Origin of the sequence: Undibacterium sp. Xuan67W (assembly GCF_049340165.1) — a bacterium.
Lineage (GTDB): Bacteria > Pseudomonadota > Gammaproteobacteria > Burkholderiales > Burkholderiaceae_D > Undibacterium.
On record NZ_JBMPPN010000012.1, the window covers coordinates 1 to 18,102 of the forward strand.

Consider the following 18,102-nt stretch of genomic DNA (forward strand, 5'->3'; position numbering starts at 1 on the left):
AATCAGCCGGAAGTGCATCTGCGGCCGAACAAGCTGGTGGCGTACAAGTCGGTGGCTCATGTGATGGCAACGGCTCAGCGTCTTGGCGTCACTAAGATCGGTATGGTCGGTAATGAGCAGTTCTTGAAGTAGTAGTTTTCAATTACTTGGCTTCTTGCTGTTTCAAGCACAAAAACTAAGGTATTATTCAAAATTGGCAGGGTTACTCCTGCCTTTTTTCATATTCAAAATGCTGTAACGTCCACATTCATTATATTTATTGATTTTTATTGATTGAGAGATCAAAACATGAAGCAACTACGATTGTCACGTCTCGCTGTATTACTTGCTGCGATTGGATTCTGTGCTGTACCTGAGTTGACAACTATCGCTGGAAATACAGCCTATGCTCAGGAAGCAATGCGCCCGGAAATCGGCAAGGTAGTGCAAGCTGCTGGTGAATTATTTAAGGCCAAAAAATACAAAGATGCTCTGGCAAAAATTCACGAGACGGATAGCGTAAGCGGTAAAACCGTGAATGAAAATTTCACTATCGAACGTATGCGTGCAGCTATTGCGAGTGCCGCTGGTGATAATGACACGGTGATCCGTTCCTATGAGGCCATTATTTCTGCGAACAAATTGCCTGCTGGTGAACAACTGAAATATGTACAAGGATTGGCATCTGCTTATTACAAAGCAGGTAATTACGCCAAAACGACACAATGGGTAAAGCGTTACTACACTGACGGCGGTAGTGATCCTGCGATGCGTCCTTTCCTGATTCAATCGATGTACATGAGTGGTGACTACGCTGGCACGATGAAAGAAGTTCGTTCGGACCTGGCTGCGGAAGAGAAATCTGGTCGTGCTCCAAGTGAAACAAGTTTGCAGTTATACGCCAATGCTGCATTGAAGCAAAACGATAAATCAACCTATGTTGCTGCGATCGAAAAACTGCTGACTTACTATCCTAAGAAAGATTACTGGATCGATTTGCTGGGTCGTATTCAAAGTAAGCCAGGTTACTCCGAGCGTTTGTCACTGAATTTGTATCGTTTGAAATTCGCACTGGGTCAGATTACCCGTACGAACGATTTCATGGAAATGTCCCAATTGTCTTTGCAAGCTGGTTACCCGGCAGAAGCAATCAAGATTATTGAACAAGGTTATAAAGCAGGCGCCTTAGGTGCTGGTACTGAAGCTGAGCGTCATAAGCGTTTGCGCGATCTGGCGAACAAAAATCTGGCCGAGAGCAAAGCTAGTGCAGCTACGAATGAAACAGAAGCCAATCAAAGCAAAGACGGTACAGGCCTTGTAAATCTTGGCTATGGCTATGTGACTGCCGGTCAAGCTGATAAAGGCTTGAAAATGATTGAGCAAGGCATTGCTAAAGGTGAGTTAAAGCGTGCCGACGACGCCAAGCTGTTGCAAGGTATCGCATTGATTGAAGCAGGTAAAAAAGCTAATGCCATCAAAGTATTGAAAACTGTTCAGGGGGCGGACGGCACTGCCGATTTGGCGCGTTACTGGATCATCTTCGCGAATCAATCTGGTAAGTAATCACTTGAGCTAAGCACCGGTCGGTTATCCGGTGCTTTCAAATTTTGCGGATAGCGTATCCGCAATACATAAGCAAGGCGCAAATAAAAAAGGCACATTTTGTGCCTTTTTTATTTGCGTCATCAGAAATACTTAATAGCACCTGCCGCACAGCGAAAGTCCTAGCTATGTTTTTTGCCAGGCTTTGCTTTTGCCAGAGCAATCTTTGTCGTCGTATGGATTTTAGATGCGTGGCTCATTACTTTGCCGTTGCGGTTACCGCGATTATTTTGCGCAACGATAACACGGGAATTTTTTGCTCTTGCTTGCTGAACAGGCACATGAATTTGCAATGCTTGTCCTGCTGTCAGCGTGTCCCGCTTCAAATTATTCCAACTTTTCACATCCGCTACGCTGACACGATAATGTCTGGCGATGGAATTCAGGTTGTCGCGTTTGCCGACTTTGATACTGACTTGTCGGGTAGATGGCGTCTTCTCAATAATCAGCTGTGCTTTTTCTGCAATTTCGAGAGAAATATCCTGATCAGGTGTTTTGCTTGATTTCGGGACGAGCAGGGTTGAGCCTGCTTTGACCAACATCTTGGCCGGGATTAAATTTACTTCACGCAATACTTCCGGTTTTAAACCCAAGCGGTTCGCCAGAGATTCGATACGTTCTGTTTTTCCTACGGTATGCGTTGCCCAAGACGAGAGCGGGCCATTCCATTTACTTAGATTGTCCCTGAAAACCATCGCGTTATCAGTCGGTAACAAGATCTTGGTATTGCTGCCTCCTGTAATCACAGGGCGATTGAATTGCGGATTTAGTGCTGTGAAATCGCCGACTGACATTTCTGCCAATTGCGCGGCCACGCGAACGTCAATATCACGAGTTTTTTCTACTGAGACGAAGTAGGGCTGATTGTCCAGTTTCGGCAATTCAATGCCAAATTGCTCGGGATGACCAATGATATTTTTGACCGCCTGCAGCTTTGGAAGGTAGTTTTTTGTTTCATTCGGCATGAGGGCAGACAGGCTCTCAAAATCGATTGGCAGACCCATCGCTTGCTGCTTCTTGATGGCGCGCTGCACAGAGCCTTCGCCCCAGTTGTAAGCAGCTAGCGCTAATTGCCAGTCGCCAAACATACCGTGCAGACGCTCTAGGTATGTCAGTGCCGCATCGGTTGAGTCCAGTACGCCGCGCCGGTCATCCTTGAACATATTTTGTTTCAGGTTGAAGTCGCGCCCAGTTGCCGCCATGAATTGCCACATACCTGAGGCTTTGGCAGTCGAGATAGCTTGCGGGTTAAAAGCAGACTCAATAAATGGCAGCAAAGCTAGTTCCGTTGGCATGCCGCGTTTTTCTAATTCCTCGACCACGTGATACAAATAACGCGAACCGCGTTGTACCGTGCGCTGGATGTAATCAGTGCGAGTGCTATACCAGTTCAGCTGATTGCTGACGATCTGGTTGTCCAGATCTGGTATCGCGTAGCCGCTTCGGATGCGATTCCACAAATCCGTTTCTTGCGCGATCGTATCCAGTGGAAGTTCAACAGCTACCGTGCTTGCTGCCGGAGCGGTCTGGATCAAACTGACGTTCGATTCTGGAGTACTGGTTGATGTGGCGACGTCGCGTTCTTCCGCGTAGGCTGTTGACGATAAGCAGAATACGAATGCAGATGTCAGAACAGAAGATATTGCCGGAGAAAAAAGGGAGGAGATAGCTTGTCGGTTAAGTTTCATAGGCGGTGTATTGTCTAATCGATCATGATCGACGGTTTTTAGGGGATCGTGAGAGTGTACGCAAGTGCCAATTACAGCGTCAAGAAAAATGTCATTCTTGTTACAAGATAATCGCTGCGCGAGAGGGCTTAACTGAATTGACTCAGACAGAATCAGAGTAATCTTTAATCCACATCAAATCTGACGATGTTTAAAGGACTTACTCTGCGAAGTCAATGTTTGTCCGGCCTTCGCATGTAATGCAAATTGTGCAGGATGTTACTAAGCAAGATGCCGGCGATACTGCCTCGCAAGTCCTATTTAATAAGGAAAAATTGTGCTCACCAGTTCACTCCCTTTATTTCAATTGAAAGAAAAGTTTTTACTGCCCGTCGTACAAGGGGGGATGGGAATTGGCGTCTCTGCACATCAACTGGCGGGAACCGTCGCTAGTCTTGGTGGAATGGGGACAATCTCCAGCGTGGATCTGCGCCGTCACCATGAAGATCTGATGGGGCAAACCGGTAGTAGCAAGGATAAGGACCTGATTAATAAGGTGAACCTGATCGCACTCGACCGTGAAATCCAAGCGGCAAAAGCACTCGCCGGTGAGGCAGGTGCAATTGCTGTCAATGTGATGCGTGCCGTATCTGAGTATGCAAATTATGTCAGGCAATCTTGCGCAAGCGGTGCGCATGCAGTTGTCGTCGGCGCTGGCTTACCGATGGATTTGCCGGAAATTACCATCGATTTCCCCAAAGTCGCCTTGATTCCAATTTTGTCGGATGTCCGTGGGATTTCCCTGCTCATGAAAAAATGGATGCGCAAAGGTCGCTTACCCGATGCTATTGTGATTGAGCACCCGCGCTATGCCGGTGGTCATCTCGGTGCGCCACGGGCAGAGGATATCAGCGATGCGCGTTTTGAAATGGCCGGTGTTTTGTCGGGTACCCGTGAACTTTTCAGAGAGCTGGGACTGGAGAAAGAAAATATTCCATTGATCGCCGCCGGTGGCGTTAATAGCCATGACAAGGTACGCGAGCTGCTATCGCAAGGGGCAAGCGCCGTGCAGTTCGGAAGTGCCTTTGCCGTGACCGAGGAAGGTGATGCGCATGTGAACTTTAAGAAAACGCTGGCTGAAGCCAGGCCGGAGGATATAGTCACCTTCATGAGTGTTGCTGGGCTGCCTGCGCGAGCCGTCAAAACCCCATGGCTCGCCACGTATCTGGAAAAAGAGCAGAAACTTCAGGATAAGGCGAAGCAGAAAAAATGCTTGATGGCTTTCGATTGCCTCCAGCAATGCGGCTTGCGAGATGGCTTAAGCAAGGCAGGACAATTTTGTATCGACACACAATTGTCGTTCGCACTCAAGGGCGATGTGAAGCGCGGATTATTTTTTCGCGGCTCGGAGCCTTTGCCGTTCGGTACCGCGATACGCTCAGTGTCTGAATTGATGCAATATTTTTTGACTGGTCAACGCCCTGTTGAAATGACGTCATACTGATCTGAGCGTATGTTTAGGACGAGGAGGAGTTACCTATACTCCCTATGTTAAATCATGAAATAGTGCCGTACCCGCTTTGTTTTATTGGTGTTTTTCAATATTCTAAGGTGGAGTATATTTTGATTAACTATAAACACATTGGCTTGGCGATAAAAAATGTCTGCATCAAAACATTTTTTAATGACAAGTCTGATGCAAAGAATTTATAAGACGTCATGTGGAGGAGGGCTCCTTTCTTGCCTCACTCTGGCAAGCCAGTCAGTTCGACTGGCAGTGCTCCGTTGCAATGCACACCTGCCATCCTTCGGGCTAGTATCGCAAGCCTGACCGGTGCCGATCAGTTTGTCGGATTGAGTGGAGTGCGCACACCTTACCTTGCTGGACTTCCTACTCAGTTTTTGACATTATTAAATGTCTACTGAATTAGGGGAAGTCCAGTCCTTCCAGGCGATCGAATAGAACCCGATGATGGGCGGGTCGTAGTTGAACGCGTTGAAAAAGTTGTAACGGGCCAGATTGACGTACCCTTGCGCGTCCCGAGTTGAGATCCAGGCGATTGGGGGGAGGGCGACTAGCGCATTCAGTGGATTATGACTCAGCCCATGGCCCTTCGAGGGCTCGTAGTAGTGGAAGTCTCGTGTAATCATTCTGGTGGATTTCTGCGATGTGCATCGCGCTATTAGGGCAACTCGATCAGCGGCAATATGTGTTCCACCTTCACGGTTGCAAAGAAGGCCGCGAACTGGATTGCGTGCGGATCAGTTCGCAGCCGCTTTTTTGTGCGAAGTGCAGTAGAGCCTGTGCTGGTCGGTACAGGTTCACTCCCATTATTTAACTTGTGCGGCCAACTTCGCCATTAAAGCCTTGCCGAAGACTTCGGCTGACAGGGGCTGTTGACCGGTGATCAGTTCCCGATCGACTACGACGTTGGACTGCCAATCTGCACCGTTCTGAATAGTGGCGCCGGCTGTGGCCAAAGCTGCGTCTGGATAGAATAGGACCTGACCGCCGAGCTGCGTACTACCTTCGATCTGCTTTTCTTCGGATGTTGCGAAGACGCTTACCTTGTAGCCCGCATACGTCCAGTCCTGAGAAAGCTTCTTGGCCGCAGCGGTGTCGCCTGTGATGAGGGCGGTTTGAAACGTGGCTGCATCAGGCAGGGTTGACAGAAGAGCGATCGGTCCGTGGCAGATGATCGCCGTAGGCTTGGCGGCCGCGTGGAAGCTCTTCAGTATGATGCCGAGCGACTTCTCTTTGATCAGGTCTTGCATAGGCGCATGGCCACCCGGAATGAACACCGCTGCATAGCCGCTGGCGCCTTCTGCGGCAACAGATGCCAATGTTTTGGGATTCTTCAACGCATCGAACTTAGCAATGCAGGAGAGTGCGTCTGTACGCTTCGCATCATCACCCCCGAAGTAATTCTTGTTGTTCGAACCCGCGTCCATTGACGGCGTGTCACCCTTGGGATTGGCGAAAACCGGTGTATACCCCGCATCGACCAGCATCCGCAATGGAACAGCGAGTTCGTTGAGGAAGTAGCCCGTTTGGTACTGCTTTCCATCCTGGAGATCGAGCGCGTGGGCGCTTGACATCACGACAAGGACCTTCCCCTTGTCAGCCGCGAAAGTGCCGGCTGGCATGAGGCTAGCCGTAGCCGCAAGCGCAATGGACATGAGCGCGGTTTTGAAAGTATTTGTGTTGAAAATCATATGGGTTCCTTGGATCGTTTGTAAGGTTGGGTTGAGAGTTGGGGATGGTTGATGCCTAGCCTGCGAGCGTCGGATAGTCGGTGTAGCCCTTGGCACCGGGCGTGTAAAACGTGGTGGGATCTGGTGCGTTCAATGCCGCGTCCTGGCGTATGCGGTCAACCAGGTCAGGGTTAGCGATGAAAGGCCTGCCCATGGCCACCAGATCTGCGAGGCCGTCGCTCAGTGCCTGTTGTGCGCTGGCTTTGTTCTGTCCGCCTGCGAGGATGAAGGGGCCGTCGAACGCGGCTCTCAAATCGGCTTTCAGCTTCGCCGGAACAGGCGGAGCGCCCATCGCCGAATGGTCCAGGATGTGAACGTACATGAGGCCGAGGGCGGACAGTTGCTTCACCAGCGCTAGGTACTGTTCGTCCACGCCCTCGAATGCGCCGGCTGCGTTGACCACGCCGTGGGGCGACAAGCGGATGCCCACGCGCTCAGCACCGATCTCCTTCACGGCAGCGCGGGCAACCTCCAGCACTAACCGGTTGCGCCCTTCGGCCGTGCCGCCGTAGCTATCGGTGCGGTGGTTGATGTTGGCGTTCAGGAATTGCTCCAGAAAGTAGCCATTGGCGGCGTGCAGCTCGATGCCGTCAAAGCCGGCCTGGATGGCAAGGCGCGCGGACGTCGCGTATTCGCCGATCACGGCCTGGATATCGGCCTCGGTCATGGCGCGCGGTGGCGTGTGCGGCTGACTGCCTTGCGTATCGGTCCACATCTCGCCAGGGCAGGTCTCGGGTGAAGGTCCAAGGACTTCAGCGCCGGTCGGTAGGTTGGCCTGGTGGGCCACGCGGCCGGTATGCATCAGCTGCACGACGATTTTGCCACCCTTCGCATGCACTGCGTCGGTCACCAGCTTCCAGCCTTGCACCTGAGCGTCATTGAACAGGCCGGGGATGCGGGCATAGCCCAAGCCATTTGGCGACGGCGAGGTTCCTTCCGTGATGATGAGGCCGGCGCTTGCGCGCTGGGCGTAATAAGTAGCCATCAGGCTGGTGGGCGTATTGTGGTCACTCGCGCGGCTGCGCGTGAGCGGCGACATCACAATGCGATTGCTGAGCGAGGTGGCACGCAGAGAAAAGGTGTCGAAAAGCATGGTTTGTCCTTGAAAAAATTGAAAAGCGGGAGAGAAAAAGAAAAACAGCTATGTTCAGCTAGCGGGAATCAAGCAATCTTGTACCGAGTAGCTGGCGTTCCGGCTTGGGTGCCAGCGAACAGCGCGGAGCGTGCTTCCTCATACTTGTCCCACAGACTTGCATCGGCGACCGAAGGCCACGTGATCGTTTCGCCTTGGTCTAGGCCCGCAAGCGCTGCATCGACCATGTTTTCGGTCGTCATCAAGGTCTCTTTGTTGAGGGCCGCCAGCGGAACGCCTGACAGATCCCAAAGCTCGGTGGCGGTGGAAGCAGGCAAGACAACTTGAACCTTCACGCCGGTTTCGGTCAGTTCTTGCTGCAAGCCTCTGCTGTATTGCAATACGAAAGCCTTGGTGCCGCTGTAGATGGCGCTGATGGGCAGCGCGTGGACGGATAAGGCGGATGCGATATTGATGATCAGGCCCTGCTTCCTCGCCACGAAGGCGGGCACCGCAGCTTGCGTCAGGCGCGTCAACGCTGTGATATTCAGGGCGATTTGGGAAAACGCGTCGTCTGCAGACGTCTGGGCAAGCGGTGCCAGGCGCGCAATACCGGCGTTGTTCACCAGGACACGCACATCCTCATTGGTGGCCAGAATCGTCTCGATCCGCGCCAGGTCCTGGTCTTTGGTCAGATCGGCTGAGATCGTTTCAGCTTTGATACCGTGCGCTTTTGAGACTTGCGCGGCGAGGGCTTCCAGGCGGTCAGCGCGCCGGGCGACGAGGATGAGATCGTATCCTCGCGCAGCGAGACGATCCGCATAGACGGCTCCGATACCGGAGGAAGCCCCAGTGACAAGGGCGACATTCTTAGAGTTTGGATTAGTCATTGATAGCTTTCTATTATGGTTAAGGGCTCAAGTAATATTGTTGAGCACTCAAGTGTAATGCAGATGCAGACGCAATTGTAATTTAATTGAGTGCTCAAGTAAAATAAAGTTGAGGGCTCAAATGTAATATAATTGATAGTTAAGTGTAAAGTTAATCGCCAGCGGCTTGCCGATGGCGCAGCACTCAACCATTTATAAAATATGGCTATGACCTCAAATTTTATTGATACGAAAAACAGTCCGGATAGGCCCGCGACAAGTGAGCAGGACAACTGGAGCGGACGGGTCTGCACGGCCACATCACTGCGCCTTGCGGCTCGCAGACTTGAACAACTGTATGACGGGGCGCTGGCGCCGTTGAACCTCAAAGCCACGCAGCTCGCACTCATCGCAGAAATACACAAGCTCGTGGGTGCAGATCAACAAGGACCGACACTGCAGGATCTGGCGACCCGGCTTGCTATCCAACTTTCGGCTCTGACCCATGCGCTCAGGCCGCTGGTACGCGATGGAATTGTTGAGCTGCGTCAGGACGCCCAAGACCGGCGGACCAAACACGGCGTTCTCACCCCGTTTGGCAAGACACTGCTTTCCGAAGCAGTGGTGCGCTGGGCGGCAGCAAACGATCAAGTGGAGTTCGCTCTGGGCCCCGCCTCGGCTGCGAGTTTGAGGGCACTGGCCGATCAGGTGGCTTCCGATGCGTTTCTGCTTGCATACAAGGCAGAGAGCCAATCTGCGGCTTCCTCTGATCACCGCTAAAGTGAACCCAGCAACGCGGTTGCCTCGCTGCCATCAGCCTGGCATTAGAGTTGACTTAGTTTCGCAGTACACTCCCGCTAGGCTCCAACTCCTGTATTGGATCAAGCCCGTAGGCGCCGCGTGCGGAAATTGCCCCAGCTGCTTTTCATCAGGCTCTTGAGAAAGGCCGTCAAGCCGCTTTCATTGGGCCTGGGATTGCCGCCACCTGCGATCCGCCCGAGTTGCAATGTGTACCACAGGACTTCCATGATGCCCAAGCGGTCCACCGGCTTGATGCCGGTCGTGATCGGCCGCACCCGGTGCGGGCTGTCGCGGCCTTTCAGTAAAGCGGCAGGTGCATCGGGATCGATTGCCAACAACCGCGCCAGGCCAACGATGTCGAGTGCGCCAGAGCGCAATGCTGCGTTCATCCCTTCGGCGGTACGGAAGCCGCCAGTAACCATTAAAGGCACGCTCACTTTTGCACGTACTTTCTCCGCGAATTCCAAAAAGTACGCTTCGCGTGCCGCCGTTGTGGCCTTCTGCGCTTGATGAAAGGCACCGCCCATTGCCGGAGCCTCGTAGGTGCCACCGGAAATCTCGATCAGGTCGATGCCAGCTTCTGCGAGAGCATGAATGGTGGCCATCGACTCTTCCTCGGTGAAGCCGCCGCGCTGGAAATCAGCCGAGTTAAGCTTGATGCCAACCGGAAAATCCGCTCCCACCTGTTTGCGAATTTCAGCGTAGACGGCCATGACAAAACGTCGCCGGTTGTCCGGACTCCCTCCCCATTGATCGTTTCGTTGGTTGTGATGGGGTGACAGGAACTGGCTCACCAAATAGCCATGGGCACCGTGTATCTGCACCCCGCTGAAGCCGGCCTTCTTGCAAATGGCCGCGCTGCGCCCAAAGCGCCGAATAATGTCGTGGATTTCCTCGGTCGTCACTTCGCGCGGGGTTTCAAAAAATGCTGCCATGTCTGCTCTGAAGGGAATGGCAGAGGGCGAGAGATTGCTCACATTCAAGCCCTTAGGTGATTGTTTGCCGGGATGGTTAAGCTGCACCCACAGCGCTGCGCCCTGGTCAGTGGCCGCGCGAGCCCATTGCTGCAAGATGGGCAAATCGGATTCGTCCTCGATCACCACATTGCCAGGCTCGCCCAATGCACGCCGGTCTATCATTACATTGCCGGTGAACATCAATCCGATTCCGCTGGAAGCCCAGCGTCGATACAGTTCGACCAACTTTGGCGTCGCATGATTTGCATAGGTTCCAAGTGTTTCGCTCATGGAGGACTTGGCCAGGCGGTTTCGCAGCACATTACCGTTAGGTAAGCGCAGTGCTTGAGTCAATGGCTGACTTAATGGCTGACTCAATGGCTGACTCAATGGCTGAGTTTCGGACGAATGCTTCGTGGACATGGTGTACCTATAAAGTGGATGGATTAGAAAATTGCTTTTTCTGGAATGTGGGACATGGTGCGCGCGGTTAATGCTGCGGATCGCTGGCTGGCTGCAAGAACTCAGTCAGTCCTTGAAACCACATCACTTCAACAAAATCGCCACTGAGAACCAGGTCCTCATCATGCAGTGCCGCTAGAAAAGCCCCCTTACTATCCTTCGCGGAAAGAATGGCAAAGCCTCTGGCAGCATTTTTGAAAGTGAAGGTGAACTGCGGCTGATTGGTGAGCCCAGCGGTGGAGCTCACCATGCCATTCTTGATGCTGAAATGACGGCCCATTCCGTCAAGCGTTTGCATTTGAAAGACAAGCTCTTTTCCCGCAATATACCGGGCGCATGCCGGATTGCGTTTGACGGCCCTCTGCAGAAGCTTGGTCAAGGCCAACAGCAAGAATTTAAATTTCAACATGATGGTTTGCTTTCTTTAATGTCGTCGAATGCGTTTTAAATACGTTCTTATTCGCCGAGAAACTGGATGGCATGCTGCAAGAACCGCTCGGGATATTGGAATTGCGCCGCGTGACCGGCATCCGGATAGATGAACAGCTGGGCATTCGGGATGTTCTGGGCCATATACCAAGAATTGATGGACGGAATCATCACGTCGTTCACGCCATTCAAGATGAAGGTCGGCTGCTTGATGTCGCGCAGGTGGGCGAAAGGCGCTTTGGTATCTAGTTTTGGCAAGTAGTACATGTTGGCCTCGATCTGGGCCTGTATCACGGCGGGGGAACTGGGTGGGTCCTGGTCCACGCGCTGGTGGCGGCGTTTCCAGAAATCGCGTCCGGCCTGCTTCGCCGCCTCGGAACGGCCGAAGAAAAGAAACAGGAAATCGTCGATGGTCGGAATGGGACGCGGTGCGGCCTCCAGCACGCCAGGTTCTGAATCTGGATTCCCGCCCCTTGGCCCGGTTCCCAGCAGCATAAGCTTGCGAACCAGATCGGGATGGCGTCGCGTAAGATCCTGCGCCTGAAAACCTCCCAACGAGAAACCCAAGACATCGACCTTTTGAAGTCCGAGTGCGCGTATGACTGCTGCCGCATCGTCGGCCATAAGTTCAATGCGGGTGCGCGGCGTGCCTGAAGACGATGCAACGCCTCGACCGTTGAAGAGAATCACCTCGCGTCCCGCGGCCAGACCATCCGTCATTAGAGGGTCCCAATGGTCCATGCCGCCGCGAAAGTGTTGCAAGAAGAACAGTGGTGGCTGGTCTGTCGTGGAGTTGCCCCAGCGCCGATAGGCGAATTTATCGCCATTGGCATCGACGAAGCGAGTGGGGGTATTGAAATGTGCATCGGTCATGTTGAAATCCTCTTGTGGGCAAAGGCTATCGGGCCAGAAACTCAAGTGCGCTGGGTACGAAATCGGCATGAAACTGAAAGATGCCGCCATGACCCGCATCGGGATAAATGATCAAGGTGCTGTTCGGAAGCCGCCGTGCCAAGTCACGCGTGTTTGGCGTGGGGACCATGCGGTCAGCATCGCCGTTGACAACCAGTACAGGCTGTTTCACGACCGAGAGATCCGCTGGTTCCTTGCGGCCCCAGGTGCGCAAGGCCTGCAACTGGGCGAGAAATGCGCTGACGCTGATTTCCTTGTCACGATTCTCAGAGCGCTCCTTCAGTCGTTCCAAAAACGCCTTACCGGCCTCGATACCACCTGGTGTGCGTGTGAAGAATAAAAACTGCTTCGCATCCTGGCCCGTAAAGAAGCCCCTAAACATGTCGTAAAAGGTCACGCCTGCCACCGAACTGATACCCTCGCCACCGGCAGGGCCTGTCCCCGCAAGTATCATTTTGCGGACCAGTTGTGGCTCCTTCAATACGATTTCCTGGGCGATCATGCCACCCATCGAAAATCCTAGGAGGTCAACCTGTTTGAGCCCCATGGCTTTGATGAAGGCAGTGGCATCGTCGGCCATTTGCTCAATCGAATTCGACGGCGACCCACTGGATGCGCCGATGCCACGGTTGTCAAAGGCGATCACGTGGTGCTTCGCTGCAAGGCCGTCCACTATGCGCGGATCCCAGTTATCAAGGACAGCTGCTAGATGTACGAGGAGCACTATTGGTGTACCACCGTTGCTTTTCCCAAGTTCACGGTACGCATAGCTCACACCCCCTTCCGTGATGGTTTGCGTTTGTACATTCTTCCAAGTGTCCCTCGACTCTTGCGACTCTTGATCAATCGCCCGCGGGCTTTTGATCGCGTCGATGGGAGTCGCATCGGCCGCAGCAACTGAGGTTGAAAGGAGTGTGGTGGCCAGAGCGAATCCGAGGATACTGGTCTTTAGTAGATGATTCATTACATTGGTCCTTATAGTCAGGCTCCCAGCTTGCTCAGTAGCAAAGTGGGTGCCGAAAGAGTTGTGAATAATAAGATTGTCTTTTTGCTTGGTTAGTCGTACGTTGTGGACTCAGTTGGCCTGTGGCAGGTAGATCGGGCGCGCTGCCTTCAGCCCTTGCCTGACCTGCTGGGTCAGCGCATCAGCCAACACTTCGTCGACGCCTGCCTCAAGTCCATCCAGCGCGCGCTCGACGATCTCTTCGGCACTGCTTTTCGCTACATCAAAACCCCGGGTAAGATCGGTGTCTACGTAGGCCATGTGCAAGCCCAGCACTTGTGTGTTCTGACCCGCCAGCTCGTGACGCAGTGCATTGGTCAGCGACCACGCGGCCGATTTGCTGGCCGAATAGGCGGCCAACTCAGCGCCATTGAGCCACGACGCGACCGACAACACATTCAGTAGCGCACCTCCGCCGTTGGCTTTGAGCGCAGGCGCAAAGGCCTTGCTCATGTTCAGCATGCCAAAGAAATTGGTCTCAAAAATACGTCGCGCAACTGCTTCGCTGTCCGGCGCGAGAAACCCGCCAGGCTGAGCAATACCAGCGTTATTGATCACGATGGTTACGTCCGCAGCCTGACGTGCGGCGGCAGCGATCTCTTCGGGCTTGGTCACGTCAAGCTGCAAGGCCTGAACGCCCGGCAAAGTAACCGTAGCAGGGTCACGCGCAGCGGCGTAGACCTTGCGGGCACCACGAGCGAGCAATGCTCGGGCAAACGCCAAGCCGATTCCGCGGTTGGCACCAGTGATGAGGATGACAGCATTTTCAATTTTCATTTGAGACTCCTGGGTTAAATAACGATCAAAATATGATGATCGTCATATGAATGGACGTGCGATTACCAATTGTGCTTATGGCGATGATTTATAGAAGTTTGGTGACTACCTTTCCTTTAGCGCGCCCGCTTTCGACGTAAGCCAATGCATCGTTAGTTGATGCGAACGGAAAGACCTTATCGACTACCGGGCGTATCGCGCCGGACTCGATGAGCGGTGTGATCTGACGTAATTGGCTGCCGCTAGCTTTCATGAATAGGAACGAGTAACTGACGTTACGGCGCTTGGCTTTTCTCCTGGTAGTAAAACTCAAAAGCCGTATGACTTGTTTCACAAACCAGGGAGCCTTGATTCCTTCGGCAAATTCAGGATCAGGCGGCCCTGAAATGGAGATGAGTTTTCCGCCGGGTTTCAGCACATTCAAGGACTTTTCTAGCGTCTTGGCATCCTGGCTATTCAACACTACGTCGTAGCCGCTCAGGATTTTTTCGAAATCCTCGGTCTTGTAGTCGATGACGATATCTGCGCCCAGGTTCTTCACCAAGGCGACATTTGCTGTGCTGGTGGTGGTCGCCACAGTTGCACCCAGATGCTTGGCTAATTGAATCGCAAATGTGCCGACACCGCCGGAACCGGCCTGGATGAACACCTTCTGGCCTTTTTTCAGCTTGGCCTTTTCGACCAGCGCTTGCCAAACCGTCAAACCCACTAGAGGGAGCGAGGCGGCTTCTTCCATGCTGATGTTGTTAGGCTTGAGCGCCAGCGAGGCCTCTTTGACCGCGACGATTTCCGCAAACGTGCCAATGCGGAAATCATCTGGTCTGGCGTAGACCTCGTCGCCAACTTTGAATTGCCGCACCCGTGATCCAACTCGCGTCACCACCCCGGCGACATCATGACCGAGCACGAGCGGTAGACGGTACGGCAGTATCAGTTTGAATTCGCCGGCTCGGATTTTGGAATCCAGCAGATTCACGCCGCTAGCGTGCACCTGAACCAATACTTCGTCTTCGCGCAACTCAGGTTCCGGCATTTCACCTGCCCGTAACTGCGCTTTTTTTCCATAACCATCAAGGATGAAAGCTTTCATGATATTTCCTCGTTTCAAAAAAATGTGGGGTTAAAATTTAAGGGTTAGCACATGAAATAATTTGGCATGATGATCATCATATATTGAGACGAACAAAAAAGCATCAATAGTCGGATTACGCTTCAGCATGGTCTAGGTTCTTCAATGTTGCACTGCATAGCGCATCAGACAAGGCAGTATCATCGACCGCGCGGGCCAGCATCAATGTGCCAACCATCGTGGCCACGGTCACCAGCGCACGCTCATGCGCGTCGGGCTGCCCCCAATCCGGCATCTGGCGCGCGACAAGATCAATCATCTCTTTAATGCGGCGCGTGGCTGCGCGGCGCACCTCTGGCGATTGACGTGGCATTTCAGAGCCAAGAGCCGACACTGGACAACCAGTTTCGATGCCATCAAGGTGCTCTTTTGAAAGATAAACCCGCATCAAAGCGTGCAAAGCCTGCTCCGGCGGAACGGTCGCAACGACACTTAGCGCCGCAGCATTGGCTTGCGCCCCGGCGCGCTCTACCGCCTCGACCAGCATGGCTTCGCGGGAGGTGAAATGGGCGTAAAAGGCACCGTGCGTCAGACCGGCTTCTTTCATGATGTCGGCGACACCCGTACCGTCATAGCCGCTACGTCGTATGGCGCGTGCAGCAACATCAACGATGCGCTCGTGTGAGGCTTCTTTGGCGGAGCTTCGGATATTGGTGGATAATTTTCGCATGATGATCATCATATCACGGTAAAATGTAAAGCACAACATCGTGTTTGATCTCTGATGGGCTGCTATCTGTTGTTCTTAGGTGATACATCATCCACCCCAGATCAGGATGTGCAGAGTATTGAAAAACATGATTGGTATGAACTGCGTTTTTAGCCGGTTTTGTGAAGCTCTTTTCCTTATACCAAGCCCCGGAGTAAATTGACAAAATCGCCTACTGGTTACCGGGCAGAATAAAAAATCCGGTAGATACAACACCGTATTTTTTATTGAATCTATTTAGTTGATTGAATCAAAATCAAGCCATTGCAGGTCTCAGCTTTTTTTCTTTAATTGGCAAATGCAACAGAGCAGCACCAGCTGCCAGCATGATATCGATGTACCACATCAAATTATAGTTACCGGTGGCGTCAAATACTTTGCCGCCTAACCATACGCCAAGGAAGCCACCTACCTGATGTGTGAGCATCACGATGCCAAACAGGGTTGCCATGTTTGCCGGGCCAAAAAATTTGGCGACCAGACCTGCCGTTGGTGGCACGGTAGATAAAAACGTTAGGCCCATGATCGCGGCGAAGATCAACATCACGGTTCCTGTTTTTGGCGTCATCAAAAAAAGAAGTACAGCGAGAGCACGTATTGTATACAGGAGTGACAACAGCGATTTCATACGCCAGCGTCCGACCGCCCAGCCCATACTTACGCTACCGACGATATTGAATAAACCCAGCATCGCTAGCGACCATGCGCCGAACTGTGCTGGCAAGTCGCAAGAAGCAATCACGCCAGGTAAATGCGTCGCCAGAAAAGCGACATGAAACCCGCACACAAAGAAGCCTGCGCTTAGCATCAGATAGCTCGGATTGCGCAGCGCACTGCGTATCGCATCCAAGGTCGATACCGGCGCGATCCCCGATGCTGCATTCATCTGCACCGAATTACCACGCAATAAAAAAGTGGCTGGCAGTGCAAGCAGGACGATCACCGCCAGCACCTGCATTGCATTACCCCAGCCATAACTCAGCATCAGTGCACCTGCTAACGGCGCCATTAAAAACTGTCCGAAAGAACCACCCGCATTGATAATGCCCGTCGCCATGCCCCGCTGATGCGCAGGGATCAGACGGTTTGCTGTAGCCATCAACACTGCCGGTCCCGCCATGCCAGCGCCGCCGGCAGACAAGATGCCGATACTGAAAATCAGTCCTGCAGTTGTCGTCATCATCGGCGTGATAAATGTCCCGGTCGCGACCAGCAAAATACCTGTCAGCAGGACACGGCCAGCACCAATTTTATCGGCCATCGCACCGGCAAATGGCTGCGTCAGACCCCAGCATAACTGGCCGAACGCAAATGCCAGACTGATGCTGCCTATCCCTAGTCCTGTCGCGGTATTTAAGGGACTGAGAAATAAGCCCATGGTTTGCCGGGTTCCCATTGTGAGTGAAAAAGTCCCGGCGGCAGCGAGCAATACCAGCCAGACTGCCATGGCTTTATTGCCGGTATTTGCTGCATTCTCAGTTGCAGTTGTCATGATTATGTCCTTTGTTATTGGATGTGGAATGTGGTGCGCGCAGCAGGACTTAGGTCTTAATCATTCGTTATTAATCCGCTCCGCCGCATCTGGTGCTCCTATGTTCGGAATGATCAGGACGTCGCTACACGCTGGTAGCGCGGCGCGGCATGCTGACGCGATAAATTGGGCCCTAGCTTCGCGCGGGCGGCAATGAAGTTCGTCCAGTCCGCGGTATCGGGCAGGGAAGGGATCGTGATCAGCTCACCGTCGTCCAGTCCTGCTAAGGCGGCATCGACCAGTTCATCGACTTCCATGATCATGGCGGCGGGCAGATTCGCTGCATCTATTCCGCTGCGCTCCCATATCTCGGTACGGGTGATGCCGGGCAATACTGCTTGTACTTGTACGCCGTATTTGCTGATTTCCTGATGCAAGGTTTGCGTCAGACTGAGTACATAGGCTTTCGTCGCGCTGTAACTGGCATTAAACATCTCTGGCGCTAATGCAACTACAGAGGCGATATTGATCAGCTTGCCTTGCTGGCGGGCGACAAATTCAGTCGAGGCGATGCTGGCCAGTCGTGTGAGAGCTAGCACATTTAATTTGATCATGCCCTCGATCTGATTCAAATTCGCCCCCGCCAGCGGTCCGTTGGCGGCGATACCTGCGTTATTGACCAGCATGGTGATACTTGTGTCACTGATGAGTTGATGTTCGACGAGCGCCAGATCAGCCTTGTTCGTCAGGTCGGCGCGCAAGACGCTGATTTTGGCGCCAGTCTCTGTGCGGAGTTTGTCGGTCAGTTCGTCCAGTCGCACCTGGTCGCGTGCCACCAGTATCAGATCGTAACCGCGATGTGCCAGGCGGTCTGCATAAATGGAGCCGATGCCAGACGAGGCTCCGGTAATCAAGGCAGTGCCGAGGGAGGCGCGGTGCGCATCGCTATTTAATTGTGCTTGTGTCATTCTTTGCTCCATGTGCTTTAAAGAGGTTGGCAGGCTTTGGT

17 protein-coding genes and 1 pseudogene are annotated in these 18,102 nt (G+C 52.9%); 4 read left to right on the forward strand and 14 right to left on the reverse strand.

The features are described from left to right. On the forward strand, positions 1-132 hold a 132-nt coding region (locus ACO0LE_RS12035; protein ID WP_422960707.1), incomplete at its 5' end, for an ExbD/TolR family protein. 156 nt (positions 133-288) lie between these two features. Then, the gene (locus ACO0LE_RS12040; protein WP_422960594.1) at positions 289-1,542 is read left to right on the forward strand and encodes a hypothetical protein; all 1,254 of its coding nucleotides are present in this window, start codon (positions 289-291) and stop codon (positions 1,540-1,542) included. A 161-nt stretch (positions 1,543-1,703) separates the two neighbouring features. Here ACO0LE_RS12040 and ACO0LE_RS12045 read toward each other — a convergent pair whose 3' ends face one another. Continuing rightward, the gene (locus ACO0LE_RS12045; RefSeq protein ID WP_422960595.1) at positions 1,704-3,269 is read right to left on the reverse strand and encodes a transglycosylase SLT domain-containing protein; all 1,566 of its coding nucleotides are present in this window, start codon (positions 3,267-3,269) and stop codon (positions 1,704-1,706) included. A gap of 316 nt (positions 3,270-3,585) precedes the next feature. Here ACO0LE_RS12045 and ACO0LE_RS12050 point away from each other — a divergent pair, with 316 nt between their 5' ends. Beyond that, positions 3,586-4,752 carry an NAD(P)H-dependent flavin oxidoreductase gene (locus tag ACO0LE_RS12050; protein WP_422960596.1) on the forward strand — a complete coding sequence of 389 codons (1,167 nt, stop codon included), beginning with the start codon at positions 3,586-3,588 and terminating at the stop codon, positions 4,750-4,752. A 437-nt stretch (positions 4,753-5,189) separates the two neighbouring features. Here ACO0LE_RS12050 and ACO0LE_RS12055 read toward each other — a convergent pair. From ACO0LE_RS12055 to ACO0LE_RS12070, 4 genes and pseudogenes are all read right to left on the reverse strand, one after another. Continuing rightward, positions 5,190-5,399 (reverse strand): annotated as a pseudogene (locus tag ACO0LE_RS12055) (flavin reductase family protein); the annotation flags it as partial. A 180-nt stretch (positions 5,400-5,579) separates the two neighbouring features. Further along, on the reverse strand, positions 5,580-6,464 hold the full coding sequence (locus ACO0LE_RS12060; protein WP_422960597.1) for a type 1 glutamine amidotransferase domain-containing protein: 885 nt from the start codon (positions 6,462-6,464) through the stop codon (positions 5,580-5,582). A 55-nt stretch (positions 6,465-6,519) separates the two neighbouring features. Continuing rightward, positions 6,520-7,596: an alkene reductase gene (locus ACO0LE_RS12065; protein ID WP_422960598.1), complete on the reverse strand. Its 1,077-nt coding sequence runs from the start codon at positions 7,594-7,596 to the stop codon at positions 6,520-6,522. 68 nt (positions 7,597-7,664) lie between these two features. Then, positions 7,665-8,465, reverse strand: coding sequence for an SDR family NAD(P)-dependent oxidoreductase (locus tag ACO0LE_RS12070; protein WP_422960599.1), 801 nt, complete (start codon positions 8,463-8,465; stop codon positions 7,665-7,667). Positions 8,466-8,672: 207 nt separating this feature from the next. Here ACO0LE_RS12070 and ACO0LE_RS12075 point away from each other — a divergent pair, with 207 nt between their 5' ends. Then, positions 8,673-9,224: a MarR family winged helix-turn-helix transcriptional regulator gene (locus ACO0LE_RS12075; RefSeq protein WP_422960600.1), complete on the forward strand. Its 552-nt coding sequence runs from the start codon at positions 8,673-8,675 to the stop codon at positions 9,222-9,224. Between the two features lie 101 nt (positions 9,225-9,325). On the opposite strand, the gene ACO0LE_RS12080 is transcribed toward ACO0LE_RS12075, so the two are convergent. From ACO0LE_RS12080 to ACO0LE_RS12120, 9 genes are all read right to left on the reverse strand, one after another. Further along, positions 9,326-10,624: an NADH:flavin oxidoreductase/NADH oxidase family protein gene (locus tag ACO0LE_RS12080; protein WP_422960601.1), complete on the reverse strand. Its 1,299-nt coding sequence runs from the start codon at positions 10,622-10,624 to the stop codon at positions 9,326-9,328. A gap of 67 nt (positions 10,625-10,691) precedes the next feature. Continuing rightward, the gene (locus tag ACO0LE_RS12085; protein WP_422960602.1) at positions 10,692-11,072 is read right to left on the reverse strand and encodes a helicase; all 381 of its coding nucleotides are present in this window, start codon (positions 11,070-11,072) and stop codon (positions 10,692-10,694) included. 47 nt (positions 11,073-11,119) lie between these two features. Further along, a complete protein-coding gene (locus ACO0LE_RS12090; RefSeq protein WP_422960603.1) occupies positions 11,120-11,965 on the reverse strand; it encodes an alpha/beta fold hydrolase in 846 nt (281 codons plus the stop codon). A 25-nt stretch (positions 11,966-11,990) separates the two neighbouring features. After that, positions 11,991-12,968, reverse strand: a complete 978-nt coding sequence (locus tag ACO0LE_RS12095) for an alpha/beta fold hydrolase (protein WP_422960604.1) — start codon at positions 12,966-12,968, stop codon at positions 11,991-11,993. 111 nt (positions 12,969-13,079) lie between these two features. Further along, positions 13,080-13,784 carry an SDR family oxidoreductase gene (locus ACO0LE_RS12100; protein WP_422960605.1) on the reverse strand — a complete coding sequence of 235 codons (705 nt, stop codon included), beginning with the start codon at positions 13,782-13,784 and terminating at the stop codon, positions 13,080-13,082. An 88-nt stretch (positions 13,785-13,872) separates the two neighbouring features. After that, positions 13,873-14,874 (reverse strand): NADP-dependent oxidoreductase, encoded by a 1,002-nt coding sequence (locus tag ACO0LE_RS12105; protein ID WP_422960606.1) that lies wholly within the window; start codon positions 14,872-14,874, stop codon positions 13,873-13,875. Positions 14,875-14,989: 115 nt separating this feature from the next. Then, positions 14,990-15,595: a TetR/AcrR family transcriptional regulator gene (locus ACO0LE_RS12110; protein WP_422960607.1), complete on the reverse strand. Its 606-nt coding sequence runs from the start codon at positions 15,593-15,595 to the stop codon at positions 14,990-14,992. A 283-nt stretch (positions 15,596-15,878) separates the two neighbouring features. Then, entirely contained in the window at positions 15,879-17,114 is a 1,236-nt protein-coding gene (locus tag ACO0LE_RS12115; protein ID WP_422960608.1) for an MFS transporter, read from the reverse strand. Positions 17,115-17,227: 113 nt separating this feature from the next. Then, entirely contained in the window at positions 17,228-18,061 is an 834-nt protein-coding gene (locus ACO0LE_RS12120; RefSeq protein WP_422960609.1) for an SDR family NAD(P)-dependent oxidoreductase, read from the reverse strand. Between the last annotated feature and the right edge of the window lie 41 nt (positions 18,062-18,102).

Excerpts from the sequence above, each read along its gene's own strand:
- ACO0LE_RS12060 (WP_422960597.1), bottom strand. The coding sequence starts at position 6,464 with ATGATTTTCAACACAAATACTTTCAAAACCGCGCTCATGTCCATTGCG.
- ACO0LE_RS12120 (WP_422960609.1), bottom strand. The coding sequence starts at position 18,061 with ATGACACAAGCACAATTAAATAGCGATGCGCACCGCGCCTCCCTCGGC.
- ACO0LE_RS12090 (WP_422960603.1), bottom strand. The coding sequence starts at position 11,965 with ATGACCGATGCACATTTCAATACCCCCACTCGCTTCGTCGATGCCAAT.
- ACO0LE_RS12045 (WP_422960595.1), bottom strand. The coding sequence starts at position 3,269 with ATGAAACTTAACCGACAAGCTATCTCCTCCCTTTTTTCTCCGGCAATA.
- ACO0LE_RS12075 (WP_422960600.1), top strand. The coding sequence starts at position 8,673 with ATGACCTCAAATTTTATTGATACGAAAAACAGTCCGGATAGGCCCGCG.
- ACO0LE_RS12065 (WP_422960598.1), bottom strand. The coding sequence starts at position 7,596 with ATGCTTTTCGACACCTTTTCTCTGCGTGCCACCTCGCTCAGCAATCGC.
- ACO0LE_RS12080 (WP_422960601.1), bottom strand. The coding sequence starts at position 10,624 with ATGTCCACGAAGCATTCGTCCGAAACTCAGCCATTGAGTCAGCCATTG.
- ACO0LE_RS12110 (WP_422960607.1), bottom strand. The coding sequence starts at position 15,595 with ATGATGATCATCATGCGAAAATTATCCACCAATATCCGAAGCTCCGCC.
- ACO0LE_RS12095 (WP_422960604.1), bottom strand. The coding sequence starts at position 12,968 with ATGAATCATCTACTAAAGACCAGTATCCTCGGATTCGCTCTGGCCACC.
- ACO0LE_RS12070 (WP_422960599.1), bottom strand. The coding sequence starts at position 8,465 with ATGACTAATCCAAACTCTAAGAATGTCGCCCTTGTCACTGGGGCTTCC.
- ACO0LE_RS12105 (WP_422960606.1), bottom strand. The coding sequence starts at position 14,874 with ATGAAAGCTTTCATCCTTGATGGTTATGGAAAAAAAGCGCAGTTACGG.
- ACO0LE_RS12100 (WP_422960605.1), bottom strand. The coding sequence starts at position 13,784 with ATGAAAATTGAAAATGCTGTCATCCTCATCACTGGTGCCAACCGCGGA.
- ACO0LE_RS12085 (WP_422960602.1), bottom strand. The coding sequence starts at position 11,072 with ATGTTGAAATTTAAATTCTTGCTGTTGGCCTTGACCAAGCTTCTGCAG.
- ACO0LE_RS12040 (WP_422960594.1), top strand. The coding sequence starts at position 289 with ATGAAGCAACTACGATTGTCACGTCTCGCTGTATTACTTGCTGCGATT.
- ACO0LE_RS12115 (WP_422960608.1), bottom strand. The coding sequence starts at position 17,114 with ATGACAACTGCAACTGAGAATGCAGCAAATACCGGCAATAAAGCCATG.